This window comes from Streptomyces tibetensis (assembly GCF_040647715.1).
GTDB classification, from domain to species: Bacteria; Actinomycetota; Actinomycetes; order Streptomycetales; family Streptomycetaceae; genus Streptomyces; species Streptomyces tibetensis_A.
Genome location: NZ_JBEZCR010000013.1, coordinates 178289 through 195933, shown reverse-complemented (window position 1 = coordinate 195933; position 17645 = coordinate 178289). Strand labels below are relative to the sequence as shown.

Here is a 17645-nt window from a genome sequence, read left to right as displayed (position 1 = left end):
TCCGATGACCTGGCATGGGGGAGCCGAGTCGGGCAGTTCGGGAGGGCCGGCCGCGGCCGGGGTTCGGGAGGCCGGGCGGCTTCTCAGACGGCCTCGGCGGTCTCGGGCAGCTCCGCCGCGAGCCGTTCGGTGAGGTCGACGACCTCGCCGAGGTCGCCGAATTCACGGGCGGCGGTGTCGACCGTCTTGCGGATCCGGGTGTTGACGCGCTCGGAGCGAACCTTCTTGGCGACCTGCATGGCCTCGGTGGCGAAGACCGTGCTCCGCTCGGGCTCGCGCTGGAGGAGGTGCACCGTGGCCATGCCGATCAGGTTCAGTGCGTACGACCGCTGGTGCTCGCCGTCCTCGGCGAAGAGCTTCACGGCCCGGTTCATCAGCGGCTCGGCCAGTGAGGCGTACGTGGGGCTGCGGCCCGCGACGTAGGCCAGGTCACGGTAGGAGTGGGAGTTCTCGCCGTGCAGCTCGGCCTCGGAGAAGAAGCGGATCCAGTCGGGGTCGGGCTCGTCCCACTCGTCGGCCTCGGAGAAGGTGTCCTCGGCCATCCGCACCGCCCGCTTGCACTTGCCGGGCTGCCCCATGTTGGCGTAGGCGCGAGCCTCCATCGCATACAGCATCGACTGGGTGCGCGGACTGGCGCAGTCGCGGCTGCCGTACTGCGCGAGGTGGATCAGCTCCAGCGCGTCGTCGGGCCGGCCGAGGTGGATCATCTGGCGGCTCATGCTGGACAGCACGTACGAGCCGAGCGGCCGGTCACCGGCCTCCTTGGCGGCGTGCAGCGCGAGGACGAAGTACTTCTGCGCGGTCGGCTGGAGCCCGATGTCGTAGGACATCCAGCCGGCCAGCTCGGCGAGTTCGGCGGCGACCTTGAACAGGCGGCGGGTGGTGGACTCCGGCTGGGGCTCCTGGAGGAGGTCCGTCACCTCGTGCAGCTGGCCGACGACCGCCTTGCGGCGCAGGCCTCCGCCGCACTGGGCGTCCCACTGCCGGAACATCACCGTCGTGGACTCCAGGAGGTCCAGCTCCGGCTTGGAGAGCCGGCCGCGGGCACGCCCGGAGCCGCCCGTATGACCGGGCTCGTCGCGTGGGGCCGGGGGCGAGGGGACGAGCCAGCGCTGCATGGGCTCGATGAGGGCCGGGCCCGCGGAGAGGGCCAGCGAGCTCCCGAGGAAGCCGCGCCGCGCCAGCATGAGGTCGCTGCGCGAGAACTCGCTGAGCAGGGCCACGGTCTGCGGGCCCGTCCAGGGCAGGTCGACGCCGGTCGCGGAGGGCGACTGGCGGGCGGTGCGCAGGCCCAGGTCCTCGACGGAGACGACGACGCCGAAGCGCTCGGAGAACAGCTCGGACAGGATCCTGGGGATCGGCTCGCGGGGGTTCTCGCCGTCGAGCCAGCGGCGCACCCGCGAGGTGTCCGTGGAGATGTGGTTGGCGCCCAACTGGCGTGCCCTGCGGTTGACCTGGCGGGCGAGCTCGCCCTTGGACCAGCCGCTGCGCACGAACCAGGAGGTGAGCAGCTCGTTGGGGCGCTTGTCAGCGTGCGTCGCGCTCGCAGCGTTCGTCCCGCTTCCGCCGTTGCCGCTCACTGGAACGCCCCCATCCCTGAGACCACTTGTCGCCGAGTGCGCCAAGCCCTATCAGCATGCCGGTTCGTACGGCCGTCCGTCCGCCCCTTGTCACCCTTCGAACGGAATGACGACTTGCCTCCGGCATACCCACGAGCGCATGTGCCCCCAGGGCTCGTGCACACAGAGTAATTCTACGATCACCCGTCCAGCCACGGCTCACACGGAAACGCCACCATTCGCCACCCCTTCGAATGAACTCACGTACGTCTGGGCGCGATTCACTTGACACAGCGCAACCAGGAGTGGGTGCAGCGATGCACTCGGGGGCGCGCGCCGCCGGACGCGCCACCTCGGGCACACCCGGGCGCCGAGTAGGCGCCTGGTCGCCGGGCAGGCGGAAACAGAGAGTCACGCACCGCGTCCGCTGCGTAACCGCCGGGCGCCGGACCCGTTGGAGGGGGCATGGGGTTCACGATCGGCATCAACCGCGGCATGCGCGACATCCGGTCCGGCTCACGCCGCCGCCGCGCGTCGGACGGCACGGCCGTGGCCGAGTACACCGGGCTGTGGGGCTGGGACGTGGTGCCGGGCGCCCGGGCCTCGGCGGGTGCCTGCTCCTGCGGTCGCGGCGACTGTCCCGCCCCGGGCGCGCACCCGCTCGATTTCGCGCCGGTGCTCGCGGCCGGCGCGACGCTGGACGCCGTGACCGGGACGTGGGGCGAGTTCCCCGGGGCCTCGGTGATGCTCCCGGTCGGCCGGGCGTTCGACGTCATCGAGGTGGCCGAGCCCGCCGGCTGCCGCGCGCTGGCCCGGCTGGAGCGCATGGGCCTGCCCGTCGGCCCGGTCGCCGCGACTCCGGACGGCCGGGCGCACTTCTTCGTCGCCCCCGGCGCCGCCGCCGATCTCCCCGGCCTGCTGTACCGCATGGGCTGGGACGACCCGGACTCCCTCGATCTGCGCGGCCTCGGCCCGGGTGCGTACATCACGGCGCCGCCCTCCGACCGCGGCGGCCTGGGCCCGGTGCGCTGGCTGCGCTCCCCCGCCCTGGACTCGGCGTGCCGGCCACCGGAGGCCCGTCTGGTGCTGGGCACGCTGGCCTACGTGGCACACCGGTCGCGGGCCTAGCCACGGCGCGGCCCGGCCACGACACGGGCTGCACACGGCTCATGGACACACACTGCTCATGGACACACACGGCGAAGCGCCCGGCCCCGACCGGATCCCGGGGGCGGGCGCTTCGCCGTGCACACACGCATGTTCGTAGGTGAATCCTCGGTGGGTGCCGAGCTCACTCTCCGATAAGGGCGTCAACGAACGCCTCCGGCTCGAACGGCGCCAGGTCGTCCGCGCCCTCGCCGAGCCCGACGAGCTTGACCGGGACACCCAGCTCACGCTGGACCGCGACCACGATGCCACCCTTGGCCGTGCCGTCGAGTTTGGTGAGCACGATGCCGGTGATGTCGACGACCTCGGAGAAGACCCGGGCCTGCACCAGGCCGTTCTGGCCGGTGGTGGCGTCCAGGACGAGCAGCACCTCGTCGACCGGGGCCTGCTTCTCCACGACCCGCTTGACCTTGCCGAGCTCGTCCATGAGGCCGGTCTTGGTGTGCAGGCGGCCGGCGGTGTCGATGAGCACGACGTTCGCACCCATCTCCTTGCCCTCCTTGACAGCGTCGAAGGCCACGGAGGCCGGGTCGCCGCCCTCCGGTCCGCGCACGGTGTGGGCACCGACGCGCTCGCCCCAGGTCTGCAGCTGATCGGCGGCGGCGGCACGGAAGGTGTCGGCGGCGCCGAGCACGACGCTCTGGCCGTCGGCCACCAGGACGCGGGCGAGCTTGCCGGTGGTGGTGGTCTTGCCGGTGCCGTTGACGCCGACGACCATCACGATGCCCGGCTTGCGGTCCTCCGGCTCGGTCCTGACCGCGCGGTCCAGGTCGCGGCCGACCAGCGTGACCAGTTCCTCGCGGAGCAGGGTGCGCAGTTCCTCGGGGGTGCGGGTGCCCAGCACCTTCACGCGCTCACGCAACCGCTCGACCAGTTCCTGGGTGGGCTGCACGCCGACGTCCGCGGTGAGCAGCGTGTCCTCGATCTCCTCCCAGGTGTCCTCGTCGAGGTGCTCGCGCGACAGCAGGGTGAGCAGCCCCTTGCCGAGGGCGTTCTGCGAGCGGGAGAGCCTGGTCCGCAGCCGGACCAGGCGGCCGGCGGTGGGTTCCGGGATCTCGATCTCGGGAGCTTCGGCGGGCGGCTCCTCGACTACGACCGGAGCCGAGCCGTCCGGGAGATCCACCTCCTCTATCGTTCGCCGCGGTTCCTCCCGCGGCGTCTCGGCCTCGTCGCCGACGTGCGGCTCGGCCGGTGGGGCGGTGATGTCGGGCGCTGCGGGCGGGGGCGGGGGCAGCTGCTTCTTGCGCCGGCTGCCGACGATGAGCCCGCCGAGCGCGCCGAGCACGACCACGGCGATGACTACAGCAAGGATGACGATGTCCATAACGGGTCCAGTATCAGTCATGGGCCCCCGGAGCACCCCGCTCGCACCGCCCCGCCGGGCCGGGCGCCGCCGGATCTCCACACCCCTGGATGTCTGACGCCTCGTCAGCTAACGTCCCCCGGACACCCGCCCGGTGGAGGGAGACGCCCCATGCCCGTCACGGTCGCACGCTTCAACCTCGTCGCCCCCGGGGCGACGCCCGCTGAGCTCGGTGCCCGCTACCGGGCGGCCCTGGAGATGGCCGCGTACGCCGACGACCGTGGCGTCACCACGGTGCAGACGGAGGAGCACCACGGAGCGGAGAACAACTGGCTGCCGTCACCGTTCGCCTTCGCGGGGGCCGTCTTCGGTGCGACCCGGCGTGTCGCGGTCACCGTCTCGGCGGTCATCGGCCCGCTCCACGACCCGCTGCGGCTGGCCGAGGAGATCGCCGTGCTGGATCTGCTGAGCGGTGGACGGCTGGTGACGGTCGCCGGGATCGGGTACCGGCCGGAGGAGTACGAGCAGTTCGGGGTGGACTTCGCCCGGCGCGGCAGACTCCAGGACGAGCTGCTGGAGACGCTCTTGGCGGCCTGGACGGGCGAGCCCTTCTCCTACCGCGGCCGCACGGTCCGCGTCACCCCGCGTCCCTTCACCGAACCCCACCCGCTGCTCCTGGTCGGCGGCTCGTCCCGGGCAGCGGCCCGCCGCGCCGCCCGGCTCGGACTGCCCTTCTTCCCCAGCGCCCACCTGCCGGAGCTGGAGACGTACTACAAGGAGCTGCTCGTCGAGTACGGCACCGAGGGCTGGGTGATGATGCCCGCAGCCGAGACGCCCCTGCTGCACGTGGCGGAGGACCCGGACCGGGCCTGGGCGCAGTACGGGCGGCACTTCCTGCACGAGGCGCGGACGTACGCCTCCTGGCAGCCGGGCGGGATGCGCTCGGCGGTGAAGTCGGCCGCGGCGACGGTCGAGGAGCTGCGCGCGGAGGGCGTGTACCGGATCCTCACCCCGCAGGCGTGCGTGGCACTGGGGCTGGACTCCTACGTGCTGCATCCGCTGGCGGGCGGGATGCCGGTGGAGGAGGGGTGGCGGAGCCTGCAGCTGTTCTGCGAGCGGGTGCTGCCGGGCCTGGACCGCTGACGCTGCCGGAGATGCAGGTCCGGTGCACGACAGACCGCCGCCCCGGCTCGGGCAGTGGCCGAACCGGGGCGGCGGCGGGTTACGGGGAGAGGGGCAGCGGGGATTTGGCCCTTCTCCCCGAGTCGTGGGGCGGGTCTAGCCCATCTCCTCCAGGGCCTTGCCCTTCGTCTCCTTGACGAACTTCAGGACGAACGGGATCGAGAGCGCGGCGAACGCGGTGTAGATCACGTAGGTCGCGGAGAGGTTCCAGTCGGCCAGCGACGGGAAGCTCGCGGTGATGGCCCAGTTGGCGATCCACTGCGCGGCGGCGGCCACACCCAGGGCGGCGGCGCGCAGCCGGTTCGGGAACATCTCGCCGAGCATGACCCAGACGACCACACCCCAGGACAGGGCGAAGAAGAGGACGAAGACGTGCGCGGCGATCAGGGCGATCCAGCCCTGCGCGGCCGGCAGCTTGCCGTCGACGAGGTGGTAGGAGAACGCCCAGGCCTCCAGCGCCAGGCCGACGACCATGCCGACCGAGCCGATGATCGCGAGCGGCCGGCGGCCGATACGGTCGACGAAGATCATCGCGATGACGGTGCCGAGGATGTTGATGATCGACGTGGTGAAGGAGTAGAAGAACGAGTCGGCGGGGTCGACGCCGACGGACTGCCACAGCGTCGCGGAGTAGTAGAACGCGACGTTGATGCCGACGAACTGCTGGAAGACGGACAGGCCGATGCCGATCCAGACGATCGGCTTGAAGAAGAAGCCGCCGCCGAGCAGGTCCTTGAAGCTCGACTTGTGCTCGCTCTTCATGGCGCCCTCGATCTCGGCGACACGGGCGTTCAGGTCGACGTCCTTGCCCTCGACCTCGGCGAGGATCTCGCGGGCGCGCTCGTGCTTGCCGACGGAGATGAGGAAGCGCGGGGACTCGGGGATGGCGAAGGAGAGCAGGCCGTAGAGGACGGCCGGGACGACCATGACGCCGAGCATGACCTGCCAGGCCTCCAGGCCCATCAGCTTGCCGCGTTGGTCACCGTCGGCGGCGTTCAGGAGGCCCCAGTTGACCAGCTGCGACACGGCAATGCCGATGACGATCGCGGCCTGCTGGAAGGAGCCGAGCCGGCCGCGGTAGGCGGGCGGGGCGACCTCGGCGATGTAGGCCGGGCCGATCACGGAGGCCATGCCGATGGCGAAGCCGCCGACGACCCGCCAGAAGGCGAGGTCCCACAGCGCGAAGGGCACCGCGGAGCCGACGGCGCTGACGGTGAAGAGGGCCGCCGCGATCTGCATGCACCGGATGCGGCCGATGCGGTCGGCTATGCGGCCGGCGGTCGCGGCGCCGATGGCGCAGCCTATGAGAGCGATGGCGATGACCTGGGCCAGGGCCGCGGAGCCTACGTCGTAGCGGTCACGGATGGCCTCGACGGCGCCGTTGATCACGGAGCTGTCGTAGCCGAAGAGGAAACCGCCCATCGCGGCCGCCGCCGCGATGAAGATGACGTGCCCGAGATGATCGGGGTGAGCCGTCCTGGCTCCGGACTTGGGTGCCTGCGCTGTGCTGGTCACGTGTACTCCTCGGGCCACCGGCAACGCTGCCGGAGGGGATCAGCCCTTCGAGGTGCCACCTGAAGGTACCTGAAGGTAAAAGGAACGTTGCCGAGACTATGCCTTCAAGTTTCGAAGTCAATAGGTCAGTGACTCGAATCTGAGGCAGGAGTGTGGGGGCAATGTGTTCAAGTATTGAAGCCATGAAGAGCCGCAGGTGAGGCTGGTGTACCACGCACGCATCTAGCGGAGGCGCTGGCTGATGACCTTCGACACACCGTCGCCCTGCATGGAGACGCCGTAGAGCGCGTCGGCGACCTCCATCGTGCGCTTCTGGTGGGTGATCACGATCAGCTGCGAGGCCTCCTGCAGCTCCTGCATGATCCGGATGAGCCGCTGGAGGTTGGTGTCGTCGAGGGCGGCCTCGACCTCGTCCATGACGTAGAACGGACTGGGCCGTGCCTTGAAGATCGACACCAGCATCGCCACCGCGGTCAGCGACCGCTCCCCGCCCGAGAGCAGCGACAGCCGCTTGACCTTCTTGCCCGGCGGACGCGCCTCGACGTCCACGCCCGTGGTGAGCATGTTGTCGGGGTCGGTCAGGATCAGCCGCCCCTCGCCACCGGGGAACAGCCGGCTGAAGACGCCCTCGAACTCCCGGGCCGTGTCCCGGTAGGCCTCCGTGAAGACCTGCTCGACGCGCTCGTCGACCTCCTTCACCACCTGCAGGAGATCGGCCCGTGTCTTCTTCAGGTCCTCGAGCTGCTCGCTGAGGAACTGGTGGCGTTCCTCCAGTGCCGCGAACTCCTCCAGGGCGAGCGGGTTCACCTTGCCGAGCTGCTGGTAGGCACGCTCGGCGGCCTTCAGTCGCTTCTCCTGCTCGGCCCGGTGATACGGCTTCGGCCGGTTGCGGGGGTGCTCCGGGTCCTCCGGCAGCTCCTCGCCCTCGGCGGGGGGCGAGGGCGGCACGAGTTGGTGCGGCCCGTACTCCGCCACCAGCCCGGCCGGTTCGACACCCAGCTCCTCCAGCGCCTTGGTCTCCAGCTGCTCGATGCGCAGCCGCTTCTCGGCGCCGAGTACCTCGCCACGGTGGACCGAATCCGTCAACTTGTCGAGCTCGCCCTTGAGATCACGCCCCTCGGTGCGGGCGCGGGCCAGTTCCTGCTCGCGGTGTGCCTTCGCGGCCTCGGCGACGGTGCGCTCCTCGTCGGCGCGGGCCAGGGAGACCTCGACGTGCGCGAGCAGCTGCCGGGCACCGGCGCCGACGGCCTCGGCGACGGCCGCCTCGTGCCGCAGCCGGGCCCGCCGCTGCTCGGCACGGGCGCGTGCCTCGCGTTCGGCGCGGGCGGCGCGGTCCAGGGAGTCGGCCCGCCCGGCCAGTCCCTTGACCCGTTCCTCGTGCGTGCGGGCCTGGAGCCGGGCCTCCATCTCGGTCTGGCGCGCGTTGGCACCGTCGGCGGCGAGCCGGTCCCGTACGGAGGTGTCGGGCTCCTCGTCGATCGGCATCTCCTCGGCGACGGCGAGCCGCTCGGCGAGTTCCTCGACCTCTTCGAGTGCCTTGTCGAGGGCTTCCTGTGCGCGGGCCGCGGCGGCGGTGGACCGCTCGGCCTCCCCTGCCGCGCCCCGTGCCTGCCCCGCGAGGCGGCCGAGCTGCTGGGCGACGGCGGACTTCTCCCGGTCGGCCGCCCGGCGCCGCTCCCCCAGCTCCTCGACCAGTGCGGCGGCTTCCTTGCGCCGCTCGACCGCCGCGTGCTGCGTCTCGGTCAGCGCCTCGCAGCGGACGGCGAGCTCTTCCAGCTCGGCGGCGGCCTCGTCGACGGAGGCCTGGACCTCGAGGAGGCTGGGGGCGCCGGCGGAGCCGCCGTGGGCGAAGTGGGCGCCCAAGAGGTCGCCTTCGGCGGTGACCGCGGTGAGGTGGGGGTGGCCGTATACGAGGTCTTCGGCGTCTTCGAGGGTGCCGACGACGACGATGCCGTGGAGCAGGCGGCGGACGGCCGGCATGAGGTCGGAGGGGCCGCGGACCAGGTCGACGGCCAGGGTGTGACCTGCGGCTGCGGGTGCGTCGGGGCTGGTCGCGCAGTTCCCCGCGCCCCTGGGGGCGTCATCTCCTGCCAGGAGCAAAGTGGCCCGGCCCCCGTCCTGTTTGCGCAGCAGCCGGATCGCGTCGGCCGCCGAGGCCGGGGACGTGACCGCGATGGCGTCCGCCGCCGCTCCGAACGCGGCGGCGATGGCGGCCTCGTGGCCGGGGGTCACCGTCAGGAGTTCCGCCGCGGGGCCCAGCAGGCCGGCGAGCCGGTCCTTCGCCGCGAGCAGTATCCCGGTGCCGTCCTTGCGGCGCAGCCCCAGAGCCAGGGCCTCGTGGCGGGCCTGGGTCGCGGCGCGTTTGCGCTCCGCCGCCGTGGCCTCCTCGCGGGCCGCCGTGAGGGCGGCCTCGGCCTCGGTCAGCTGCTGCTTCGCCGTCTCGTGCTGCTCGGAGAGTTCCGCGTCGCCGGCGTCGAGGCCGTCGACCTCGGCCTTGAGAGCCTCGTACTCGCCCTGGGCGGCGAGGGCACGTTCCTGCGCCTCGTCGCGGGCGGCGGCCAGGCGTTCGATCTCGGCCTGGGCGGAGGCCGCGCGAGAGCGGGCGGCGTTGACCTGGCCGTTGAGGCGGGCCAGGCCCTCACGCCGGTCGGCGATGGCGCGGGCGGCGTCCTTCAGGCGCCGTTCCTCCTCGGTGAGCGCGCGCTCCAGCTCGGCGCGGTGGGCGACCGTGTCCTCCAGGGCGCGTTCGGCCGCCTCCAGGGCCGCCTCCAGCTCGGCCTCCTGCTCACGGATGCGGGCGGCCTCGCGCTCCATGTCCTCCGGGTCGCGGCCGCGGCGCTCCTCGGGGGGCGCCGAGGTGGCGCTCTTCACCCGGGCGTCGGCCAGCGAGATCGTGCCGCGCACGCGCTCGGCGAGCTGGGAGAGCTCGTACCAGGTCTGCTGGGCGCGCTGGAGTCGCGGCGTGAGCCGACGGACCTCGTCCTCCAGGAGGGCCTCGCGCTGGAGCGCCTTGCGCAGCTCCTGCTCGGCGGACTCCTTGCGCTCCTTCAGTGCCGCCTCGTCGGCGACCTCGGCCTTGAGGGCCTCCCGGAGCCGCACGAGGTCGTCGGCCAGCAGGCGCAGGCGGGCGTCGCGCAGGTCGGCCTGGATGACGGCGGCCCTGCGGGCGACGGCGGCCTGGCGGCCGAGGGGCTTGAGCTGGCGCCGGAGCTCGTCGGTGAGGTCCTGCACGCGCGCGAGGTTGGCCTGCATCGCGTCCAGCTTGCGCAGCGCCTTCTCCTTGCGCTTGCGGTGCTTGAGGACGCCTGCGGCCTCCTCGATGAAGGCGCGCCGGCCCATGGGGTCAGCGTGCAGCACGGAGTCGAGCTGGCCCTGCCCGACGATCACGTGCATCTCGCGGCCGATGCCGGAGTCGGAGAGGAGGTCCTGGATGTCGAGGAGGCGGCAGGTGTCGCCGTTGATCTGGTACTCGCTGCCGCCGTTGCGGAACATGATCCGCGTGATGGTGACCTCGGCGTACTCGATGGGCAGGGCCCCGTCGGAGTTGTCGATGGTCAGGGACACCTCGGCGCGGCCCAGCGGGGGGCGGCCGGTGGTGCCGGCGAAGATGACGTCCTCCATCTTGCCGCCGCGCAGCGACTTGGCGCCCTGCTCGCCCATGACCCAGCTGAGTGCGTCGACGACGTTGGACTTGCCCGAGCCGTTCGGTCCGACCACGCACGTGATCCCCGGCTCGAACCGGAGGGTGGTCGCCGAGGCGAACGACTTGAACCCGCGGAGGGTCAGGGCCTTGAGGTGCACGCCGCCGGACTCTACCGCCCGGGTGTGTCTCACTCCATGAACCCGCGGTTTCGCCGCTGAACGCGCAGGGCACATCAGACGTTAAAGACGGTGAAAGGATGCGGGGGCAAGAAAGAAGGGACGCCGACAGGGCGTCCCTTGCACTTCTGACAACCAGGCGGTTGTGACGGGTGGCCCAACCACTGCCGTGCTGTTGTGGAGCGGTGCAGTGATCAGGTGAGCGCAGGCTCCGCCTGGTGTGCGTCAACGCTCTCCATGATCCTGTCGTGAGAAGCGGCAGCCGTCAGCGCCTCGTTCTCCGCCTGGATTCGTCCGAGCTCGGATTCCAGGTCCTGGACGCGCTGCTGGAGCCGTCGCATCTCGGCGAGGAGTCGCGGGTCGGAGCCGCCGACGTAACCGAGAAGCGCCTTTGCCATGATGGATGGTCCTCCACAATGCGTGACCGACCGCTGCGGTGTGGGTCGTGAGGGATTCGCACCCGCGGTTGTGGCACGGCCTGGAGTTGTACTGCCGTTCAGCCATGCCAAACAGCTAAGGTGCGCGGGGCTTTCAGCGTCTCACCAAAAAGTTTGACGGTCAACACGATCACACCCCGTATTGGGGGGCGGCCCGGGCACGCGCGACCTGGATCGGCCGTACTGCGGCTTCTGCGGGGCCCTCGGGGCGTGGCGATCATCCTTGCGTGCGGAGCGTGCCAAGGCAAGCGGTTCCGGCAATCACCAGCGAGTTTCCTCTTCGGGCGGCCGTCGGCACACCGCCCGGGGCCGCATCGGGAGCCGCCCGCCCGGCGTGATCAGCGGATGGCGAAGCCGTCGTAGCCGCCGCGCGGTGTGTCCCAGATCTCGGTGACGCCGTCCACGCGGCCGGGCGTGTCGTCACCCTGGAGCCACTCCAGCAGGCCCTCGCAGCCCTCGCGTCCGCCCTCGGCGACCACCTGGACGCGGCCGTCGCCCAAATTGAGAGCAAAGCCACTCAGGCCGCCGATCTCCAATGCCTTGGCCCGCGTGAACCAGCGGAAACCCACACCTTGGACGCGTCCACGCACCCAGGCGACCAGTCGCACATCCTCGCTCATGACTGCAACCTAACCGCCCGAACTCTCTCCGGGCACTTCCTCCACTTGCGCCATGCGGTACCGTCCCCCCTCAACGAATCTCATATGAAACTCACACGATCGAGTGAGTTTGGTGTTGATCTCGAGGACGAGTCGACCGCCAGGACGAGGAAGGCCAGGACATGGGACGCCACCGACGCTCCGACGCCGGCCGCGCCGCCACGGGCCGCGCCACGGGGCTCACCCACGCCGACGGCTTCGCGGAGGGCCACGACCCGCTGTACCCCGCCGCGGACGACGCCCCGACGATGGGCATCGCGCCCTATCTGAACCCGGAGGCGTACGCCGACACCTACGCGAAGAGCGAGGCGTACCTGTTCGCCGCCGAAGGGTCCGCCACGGGTGACCGCTACGGCGACACGGCCGTCTTCGCGAGTGACGGATTCGCGAGCGACGGGTTCACGCCCGACGGCGGCGTTCGGCGCGCCGGTTCGCACCGCCGCCGCAAGAAGGCCACCCGGCCGGTGCGCACCGGGCTGCTCGGGGTCTCCGCCGCCGTCGCGCTCGGCACGGTCGCGGTCGCCACGGGCGCGGTGCCCGGCCTCGACAACTACAAGCTCGGCGGGGGCGGCGGGGCCGACAAGGTCCAGGCCGGGGACACGCCGACGAACACCCCGATCGAGCAGGGCGGCACCGCCGGCAGCGCCGACAGCCGGGACGAGACGCCCACCAGCCGGGGCGCCGAGCGTCCGGGCACCCCCTCGCCGTCCGCCTCGAAGACCTCGGCCGCGCCGACGAAGACGCCGGAGAAGCCCGAGAAGACGCAGGAGAAGGCTCCGGAGAAGAAGAAGCCGGCGGCCACCCCGAGCGAGAAGCCTGAGGCCTCGCCCTCCCGTACGGCGACGAAGGCTCCGAGGACGCCCAGCGCCTCCGCCGCCCTGTCCGGAGAGTCGGCCGCCGCGGCCCAGGTGCTCAGCCTCGTGAACGAGGAGCGGGCCAAGGTGGGCTGCAGCCCGGTCGCCGCGAACAGCGCTCTCACGGACCTGGCTCAGAGCTACAGCGAGGACATGGCCGCGCGCGGCTTCTTCGACCACACCGACCCGGACGGCCGCACCCCCTGGGACCGGGCCGAGAAGGCCGGGATATCCAACCTCGGCGGCGAGAACATCGCCCGCGGCCAGGCTGACGCCGCGGCCGTGATGGACGCCTGGATGAACAGCCCCGGCCACCGCGCCAACATACTGAACTGCGACTTCAAGACGCTGGGCGTAGGGGTCGAGCTCGGCTCCGGCGGCCCCTGGTGGACGCAGGACTTCGGCTACTGAGGCGTCCGGCGGCGCTCAGGCGGCGGCCAGGCCCTTGAGGAACACCCTGGCCGTCTCCGCCACGCGGCGGCCCAGTTGTTCGGCCGTGGCGATGTCGGCCTTGTGGACGGCGTCCGGACCCTCGTCGGCGTTGGTCTGAGCAGCCGCGCCGGTGAAGACGCCCAGGCGGTTCAGGTCGTGCTCGGAGCCGGTGCTGCTGTTCCAGCCCGGGAGCAGACCGAGGTTCACCCCGTGCATGCCGCGCTGCGCGGCGAGGATCTGGAAGTACTGCAGGGTGTGCAGCTTGTCGCCGCCCGAAGGAATGCACTAACTTTTGGTTAGTGCAACCTGTCGGTTAGCGCTGCGCTGGCGTACGCTGGTTTTATGACCACCACCGAGGGGCTCACGGAGGGCCTCGAAGACCTCCCGTTCAACGTGTTCGCCAAGGCCTGCCCGTCGCGCGGCACGCTGGAGCACGTCACGGGCCGCTGGGGCGGGCTCGCGCTCGGCGCCCTGTACGAGGGGTCGCTGCGCTTCAACGAGCTGCGCCGCCGCGTCGACGGGGTGAGCGAGAAGATGCTGTCCCAGACGCTGCATGCCCTGGAGCGCGACGGACTGGTCCACCGCGAGGCCCAGCCGACCAACCCGCCCCGGGTGGACTACGAACTGACGCCGCTCGGGCGGGACGTCGCCGAGCGGCTGCTCGCCCTGATCCACGTCGTGGAGGGCAGCATGGAGCAGGTGCTGGCCGCGCGCGAGCGGTACGACTCCGCTAGGGCGTGATCCGGGGCGGCCGCTGGCACTTCGGGCAGTAGTAGCTCGACCGGTTCATCCAGGGCCGCCGCCGCATGGGAGTGCCGCAGCGCCGGCAGGGCAGGCCCTCGCGCCCGTACGCGTCGAGCGACCGGTCGAAGTAGCCCGACTCGCCGTTGACGTTGACGTACAGGCTGTCGAAGCTGGTGCCGCCCACCGCGAGGGCCGCGTTCATCACGTCCCTCACATGCCCCAGCAGCATCAGTGTGCGCGGGCGGGTGAAGGTCGCGGTCGGGCGTTCGTAGTGGATGCGGGCGCGCCACAGGGCCTCGTCCGCGTAGATGTTGCCGACCCCGCTGATCAGGGACTGATCGAGCAGGGCCCGCTTGATCGTGGACCGCTTGCGGCGCAGCGCCCGGTGGAAGGCCTCGTCGTCGAAGAGCTCGTCGAGCGGGTCGCGGGCGATGTGCGCGATGACGTCCGGCAGGCCGTCGGGGGCGTTGTCGTGCAGCGAGAGGCCGCCGAAGGTGCGCTGGTCGACGAAGCGGAGTTCGGTGTCCAGGGCGTCGGTGAAGCGGACGCGGATGCGCAGGTGCTTCTCGTCCGGGGCGGTGTGCGGCTGGACCAGGAGCTGGCCGCTCATGCCGAGGTGGGCCAGGATCGACTGGTCGGTGTCCTCCAGCGGCAGCCACAGGTACTTGCCGCGTCGGCTGGGAACGCCGATGCGGTGACCCTTCAGACGGTGCGCGAAGTCGTCGGCGCCCGCGAAGTGGCGGCGTACCGCGCGCGGGTGCAGCACCTCGGCCTCGGCGACGGTCCGGTGGGCGACCCACCGCTCGAGACCGCGCCGTACGACCTCGACCTCGGGCAACTCGGGCATGGGCTCCCCCGTCACGGACCTGTGGATGACGCGAGCGCCCGCCCCGGGCAGGGGCGGGCGCTCGGGTGCGCTGTGCTTGCCGCCCGGTGAGGGCGGCGGCGGTCAGCCGCCGACGCTGCCGTCGGTGACCGTCTGGGCGGCATGAGCAGCTGCCGTCTGTGTCGCCTCGGCGTCCTTCGCCGCCTTGGCGCGCTCGTCCGCCGCGGCCCGGATGGACCGCCATGCGGACTCGGCGGCCTGCTGCTCCGCCTCCTTCTTGCTGCGGCCGGTGCCGGTGCCGTACGAGACGCCTCCGACGCGGGCGGCAGCAGTGAAGGTCTTCTCGTGGTCGGGGCCCGTCTCCGTGACCAGGTACTCGGGGACACCGAGCCCCTCGGTCGCGGTGAGCTCCTGGAGACTGGTCTTCCAGTCCAGGCCGGCTCCGAGGTTCGAGGACTTCTCGATCAGGGGGTCGAACAGGCGGTGCACGAGCTCCGCCGCCGAGTCCAGTCCCTGGTCCAGGTAGACCGCGCCGATCACCGCTTCGAGGGTGTCGGCGAGGATGGACGCCTTGTCCCGCCCGCCCGTGCCCTCTTCACCCCGGCCGAGCCGGATGAAGGAGCCCAGGTCGAGCCCGCGGCCCACTTCGGCGAGCGCACGCGAGTTGACCACCGCGGCCCGCAGCTTGGCCAGCTGGCCTTCTGGGAGGTCGGGGTGGGTGCGGTACAGCGTGTCCGTGACCACGAGGCCGAGGACGGAGTCCCCGAGGAACTCCAGGCGCTCGTTGGTCGGCAGACCGCCGTTCTCGTATGCGTACGACCGGTGGGTCAGTGCGCGCACCAGAAGGGCGGACTCGAGCTTGTACCCGAGCCGCCCTTCCAGAAGCGTGTGGGACGAGGCCTGGTTGTCCGCCGGAGCACTCCCGCTCGCACGGGAAGACTTGTTCTTAGGCGTGGACACAGTGCCTCTCACCAGCCGCTCAGACCTCGAGGACCTGGCGCTTGTTGTAGGTGCCGCACGACGGGCACGCGATGTGCTGCTGCTTGGGCTCGTGGCAGCGCTCGCACGCAACCAGGGTGGGGACCGCAGCCTTCCACTGCGACCGGCGGTGGCGCGTGTTGCTGCGCGACATCTTCCGCTTCGGAACAGCCACGGCTACTTCTCCTGCTTCTCGTCGACGCCCGCTTCCGCGTCAGCGCCGCTCATCTCGTCCTTCTCGCCGTCCTTCATGGTGCCGGCGAGTCCCTGCAATGCCGCCCAACGGATGTCGACGGCGTCGTGGTGGTGGTCCGGGTCGTCCGCCAGCCGTGCGCCACACTCGGCACACAGCCCGGGGCAGTCTTCCCGGCACACCGGCTGCATCGGCAGTGCGAGCACCACCGCATCACGCAGCACGGGCTCGAGGTCGAACAAGCCGTCCTCGAGGAAGAGCCTGTCCTCGTCGTCCTCGGCGTCGTCGCCCGGTTCCGCGATCACGCGGCCCCGGTCGTCGGCGTCAGGGTACGAGAACATCTCCTGGAACTCCGCTTCGAGCTCCTGCTCGAGCGGCTCCAGACACCTTACGCACTCCCCTTCGGCCGCGGCACGGGCGGTGCCTGTGACGAGCACCCCTTCCATGACCGACTCCAGGCGGAGTTCGAGCTCCACCGGGGCGCCTTCCGGCACTCCGATGACTCCCTTGATACCGAAGTCCTTGGGAGCGTCGACCGTGCGGGTCAGGCGCTGCAGCGCACCAGGCCGCCGGCCCAGCTCGTGTGTGTCGAACACGAGGGGGTTGCGGTGGTCGAGGCGGGCGTTCAGGGCCATTCCAACTTTCGGTCTGCTGAGCTCTGGGGGCGCTGCCCTTCGTTGTTCCGGGCAGCGTTGATCGCGGACGTACACGCGACCGAAGAGCCAGGATACTGGACCTTTCGCTCTCGGCCCAATCCGGGGCTCAGCCCTGACCGCGGCCCTGCTCGTACGCCCGCAGCTGCTCGGCGCTGATCATGCCGGTGTCGAAGAGGCTGGTCTCGTCGAGGGCGTATCCCTGATGGGCGTGGTGGTCCTGCTGCGGCTGCTGGTGGACCTGGTTCGGGTCGTAGGCGGCCTGCTGGGGGTCGTAGCCCTGGAAGGCGGCGTCTCCGGCCGGGGCGTAGCCGGAGACGGTGGCATAGGGATCGGCGTGCTGGTAGCCGTAGGGGTCCTGCTGGCCGGCGTAGGCCTGCTGCGGGTAGCCGCCGTACGGATCGGGCTGCTGGGCCGGATCGCCTTCTGCTGGGGCGTAGCCGGGGGCCTGGGCGTACGCCGGTTGCGGCTGTCCGTAGTCCGGCTGCTGGGCGGGCTGTCCGGCCGGGGGCTTCTGGTCGGCGAGGGCGGCCAGGTCGGCCAGGTAGTCGGCGTCGCTGGAGTGCTGGATGGTGCTCGCGTCGTCGGCGAGGGAGCCGAGGTCGTCGGTGGCGATCCGGCCGTGCAGCTTCTGCCGGCCGCGGCCGACGGCCTCCAGGGTCTTGGCGAGGACCGCCTCGAAGGCGCCGAGCTTGACGTCGACGTACTCGTCGGCGCTGCGGCGCTGGGTCTCCGGGTCGTGGCTGCGCTCGGGGGCGTCCTCGTCCTCGTAGCCCTGCCCGTCGGTGCCGGGGCCGGTGCCCAGGAGCTTCTCGCGGCCGCGGCCGACGGAGCCCAGGGTCTTGGTGAGCACGACCTCGAAGTTGGCGAGCTTGGAGTCGACGTACTCGTCGGCCTCGGCGCGGATCTCCTCGGCCTCCTGGCGGGCCTCGGCGAGGATCCGGTCGGCCTCGGCCTGGGAGCGGCGGGCGACCTCGGTGCCCGAGATCAGCGACCCGCGCTCGGCGTGCGCGCTCTCGATGATCTGCTGGGCCTCGTGGCGGGCCTGCTCGACCATCTGCTCGCGGCCGCCGATCAGCTCCTGGGCCTGGGCGAGGGAGTCGGGCAGGGCCGCGCGCACCTCTTCCAGCATCGCGAGCAGGTCGGCGCGGTTGACCACGCACGAGGCCGACATGGGCATGGACCGGGCGCCGGAGACCGCGGAGACGATCTCGTCGAGCTTCTTCTGCACGTCCACCGTGTGCTCGCCACTCTCTACAGATGCGTTGGAGACGGACGGGACGACTGTACGGCCATGGGGTCGCCCCGGAACACCGGGTGACGG

General features: G+C 71.4%; 15 protein-coding genes and 1 pseudogene. 4 read left to right on the top strand and 12 right to left on the bottom strand.

Annotated elements, in window-relative coordinates; translation table 11 throughout:
• Positions 1-83 precede the first annotated feature (83 nt).
• Positions 84-1580: a transcriptional repressor NsdA gene (nsdA, locus tag AB0B29_RS30980; protein WP_362244897.1), complete on the bottom strand. Its 1497-nt coding sequence runs from the start codon at positions 1578-1580 to the stop codon at positions 84-86.
• A gap of 444 nt (positions 1581-2024) precedes the next feature.
• On the opposite strand from nsdA, the gene AB0B29_RS30975 reads away from it, so the two are divergent.
• Positions 2025-2687, top strand: coding sequence for a bifunctional DNA primase/polymerase (locus AB0B29_RS30975; protein ID WP_362244895.1), 663 nt, complete (start codon positions 2025-2027; stop codon positions 2685-2687).
• A 163-nt stretch (positions 2688-2850) separates the two neighbouring features.
• On the opposite strand, the gene ftsY is transcribed toward AB0B29_RS30975, so the two are convergent.
• On the bottom strand, positions 2851-4050 hold the full coding sequence (gene ftsY, locus AB0B29_RS30970; protein ID WP_362244893.1) for a signal recognition particle-docking protein FtsY: 1200 nt from the start codon (positions 4048-4050) through the stop codon (positions 2851-2853).
• 150 nt (positions 4051-4200) lie between these two features.
• Between ftsY and AB0B29_RS30965 the strand changes: the two genes are divergently transcribed.
• Entirely contained in the window at positions 4201-5172 is a 972-nt protein-coding gene (locus AB0B29_RS30965) for an LLM class flavin-dependent oxidoreductase (RefSeq protein ID WP_362244891.1), read from the top strand.
• A gap of 135 nt (positions 5173-5307) precedes the next feature.
• Here the strand turns inward: AB0B29_RS30965 and AB0B29_RS30960 are convergent, their stop codons facing one another.
• The 4 genes from AB0B29_RS30960 to AB0B29_RS30945 form a co-directional block, all read right to left on the bottom strand.
• Positions 5308-6726, bottom strand: coding sequence for a sugar porter family MFS transporter (locus tag AB0B29_RS30960; protein ID WP_362244889.1), 1419 nt, complete (start codon positions 6724-6726; stop codon positions 5308-5310).
• A 222-nt stretch (positions 6727-6948) separates the two neighbouring features.
• Positions 6949-10527: a chromosome segregation protein SMC gene (gene smc / locus AB0B29_RS30955; RefSeq protein WP_362244887.1), complete on the bottom strand. Its 3579-nt coding sequence runs from the start codon at positions 10525-10527 to the stop codon at positions 6949-6951.
• A 212-nt stretch (positions 10528-10739) separates the two neighbouring features.
• Complete coding sequence (locus AB0B29_RS30950; protein WP_030852030.1) at positions 10740-10943, bottom strand: hypothetical protein; 204 nt, start codon at positions 10941-10943, stop codon at positions 10740-10742.
• A gap of 377 nt (positions 10944-11320) precedes the next feature.
• On the bottom strand, positions 11321-11602 hold the full coding sequence (locus AB0B29_RS30945; protein ID WP_031108009.1) for an acylphosphatase: 282 nt from the start codon (positions 11600-11602) through the stop codon (positions 11321-11323).
• 161 nt (positions 11603-11763) lie between these two features.
• Between AB0B29_RS30945 and AB0B29_RS30940 the strand changes: the two genes are divergently transcribed.
• Positions 11764-12906 (top strand): CAP domain-containing protein, encoded by a 1143-nt coding sequence (locus AB0B29_RS30940; RefSeq protein WP_362244885.1) that lies wholly within the window; start codon positions 11764-11766, stop codon positions 12904-12906.
• 15 nt (positions 12907-12921) lie between these two features.
• Here the strand turns inward: AB0B29_RS30940 and AB0B29_RS30935 are convergent.
• A pseudogene (locus AB0B29_RS30935) lies at positions 12922-13197 on the bottom strand (NADPH-dependent FMN reductase); the annotation flags it as partial.
• A 72-nt stretch (positions 13198-13269) separates the two neighbouring features.
• On the opposite strand from AB0B29_RS30935, the gene AB0B29_RS30930 reads away from it, so the two are divergent.
• Positions 13270-13668, top strand: coding sequence for a winged helix-turn-helix transcriptional regulator (locus tag AB0B29_RS30930; RefSeq protein ID WP_362244884.1), 399 nt, complete (start codon positions 13270-13272; stop codon positions 13666-13668).
• On the opposite strand, the gene mutM is transcribed toward AB0B29_RS30930, so the two are convergent.
• From mutM to AB0B29_RS30905, 5 genes are all read right to left on the bottom strand, one after another.
• Positions 13658-14518, bottom strand: a complete 861-nt coding sequence (gene mutM, locus AB0B29_RS30925) for a bifunctional DNA-formamidopyrimidine glycosylase/DNA-(apurinic or apyrimidinic site) lyase (RefSeq protein ID WP_362244882.1) — start codon at positions 14516-14518, stop codon at positions 13658-13660. The two genes, AB0B29_RS30930 and mutM, sit on opposite strands and share 11 nt — an antisense overlap.
• Before the next feature lie 102 nt (positions 14519-14620).
• Entirely contained in the window at positions 14621-15469 is an 849-nt protein-coding gene (gene rnc, locus AB0B29_RS30920) for a ribonuclease III (RefSeq protein ID WP_362244880.1), read from the bottom strand.
• A gap of 7 nt (positions 15470-15476) precedes the next feature.
• Positions 15477-15650 carry a 50S ribosomal protein L32 gene (gene rpmF, locus AB0B29_RS30915; protein WP_003951102.1) on the bottom strand — a complete coding sequence of 58 codons (174 nt, stop codon included), beginning with the start codon at positions 15648-15650 and terminating at the stop codon, positions 15477-15479.
• Between the two features lie 2 nt (positions 15651-15652).
• Positions 15653-16303, bottom strand: a complete 651-nt coding sequence (locus AB0B29_RS30910; protein ID WP_361118849.1) for a YceD family protein — start codon at positions 16301-16303, stop codon at positions 15653-15655.
• Positions 16304-16430: 127 nt separating this feature from the next.
• A complete protein-coding gene (locus AB0B29_RS30905) occupies positions 16431-17558 on the bottom strand; it encodes an ATP synthase F0 subunit B (protein ID WP_362244878.1) in 1128 nt (375 codons plus the stop codon).
• Positions 17559-17645 lie beyond the last annotated feature (87 nt).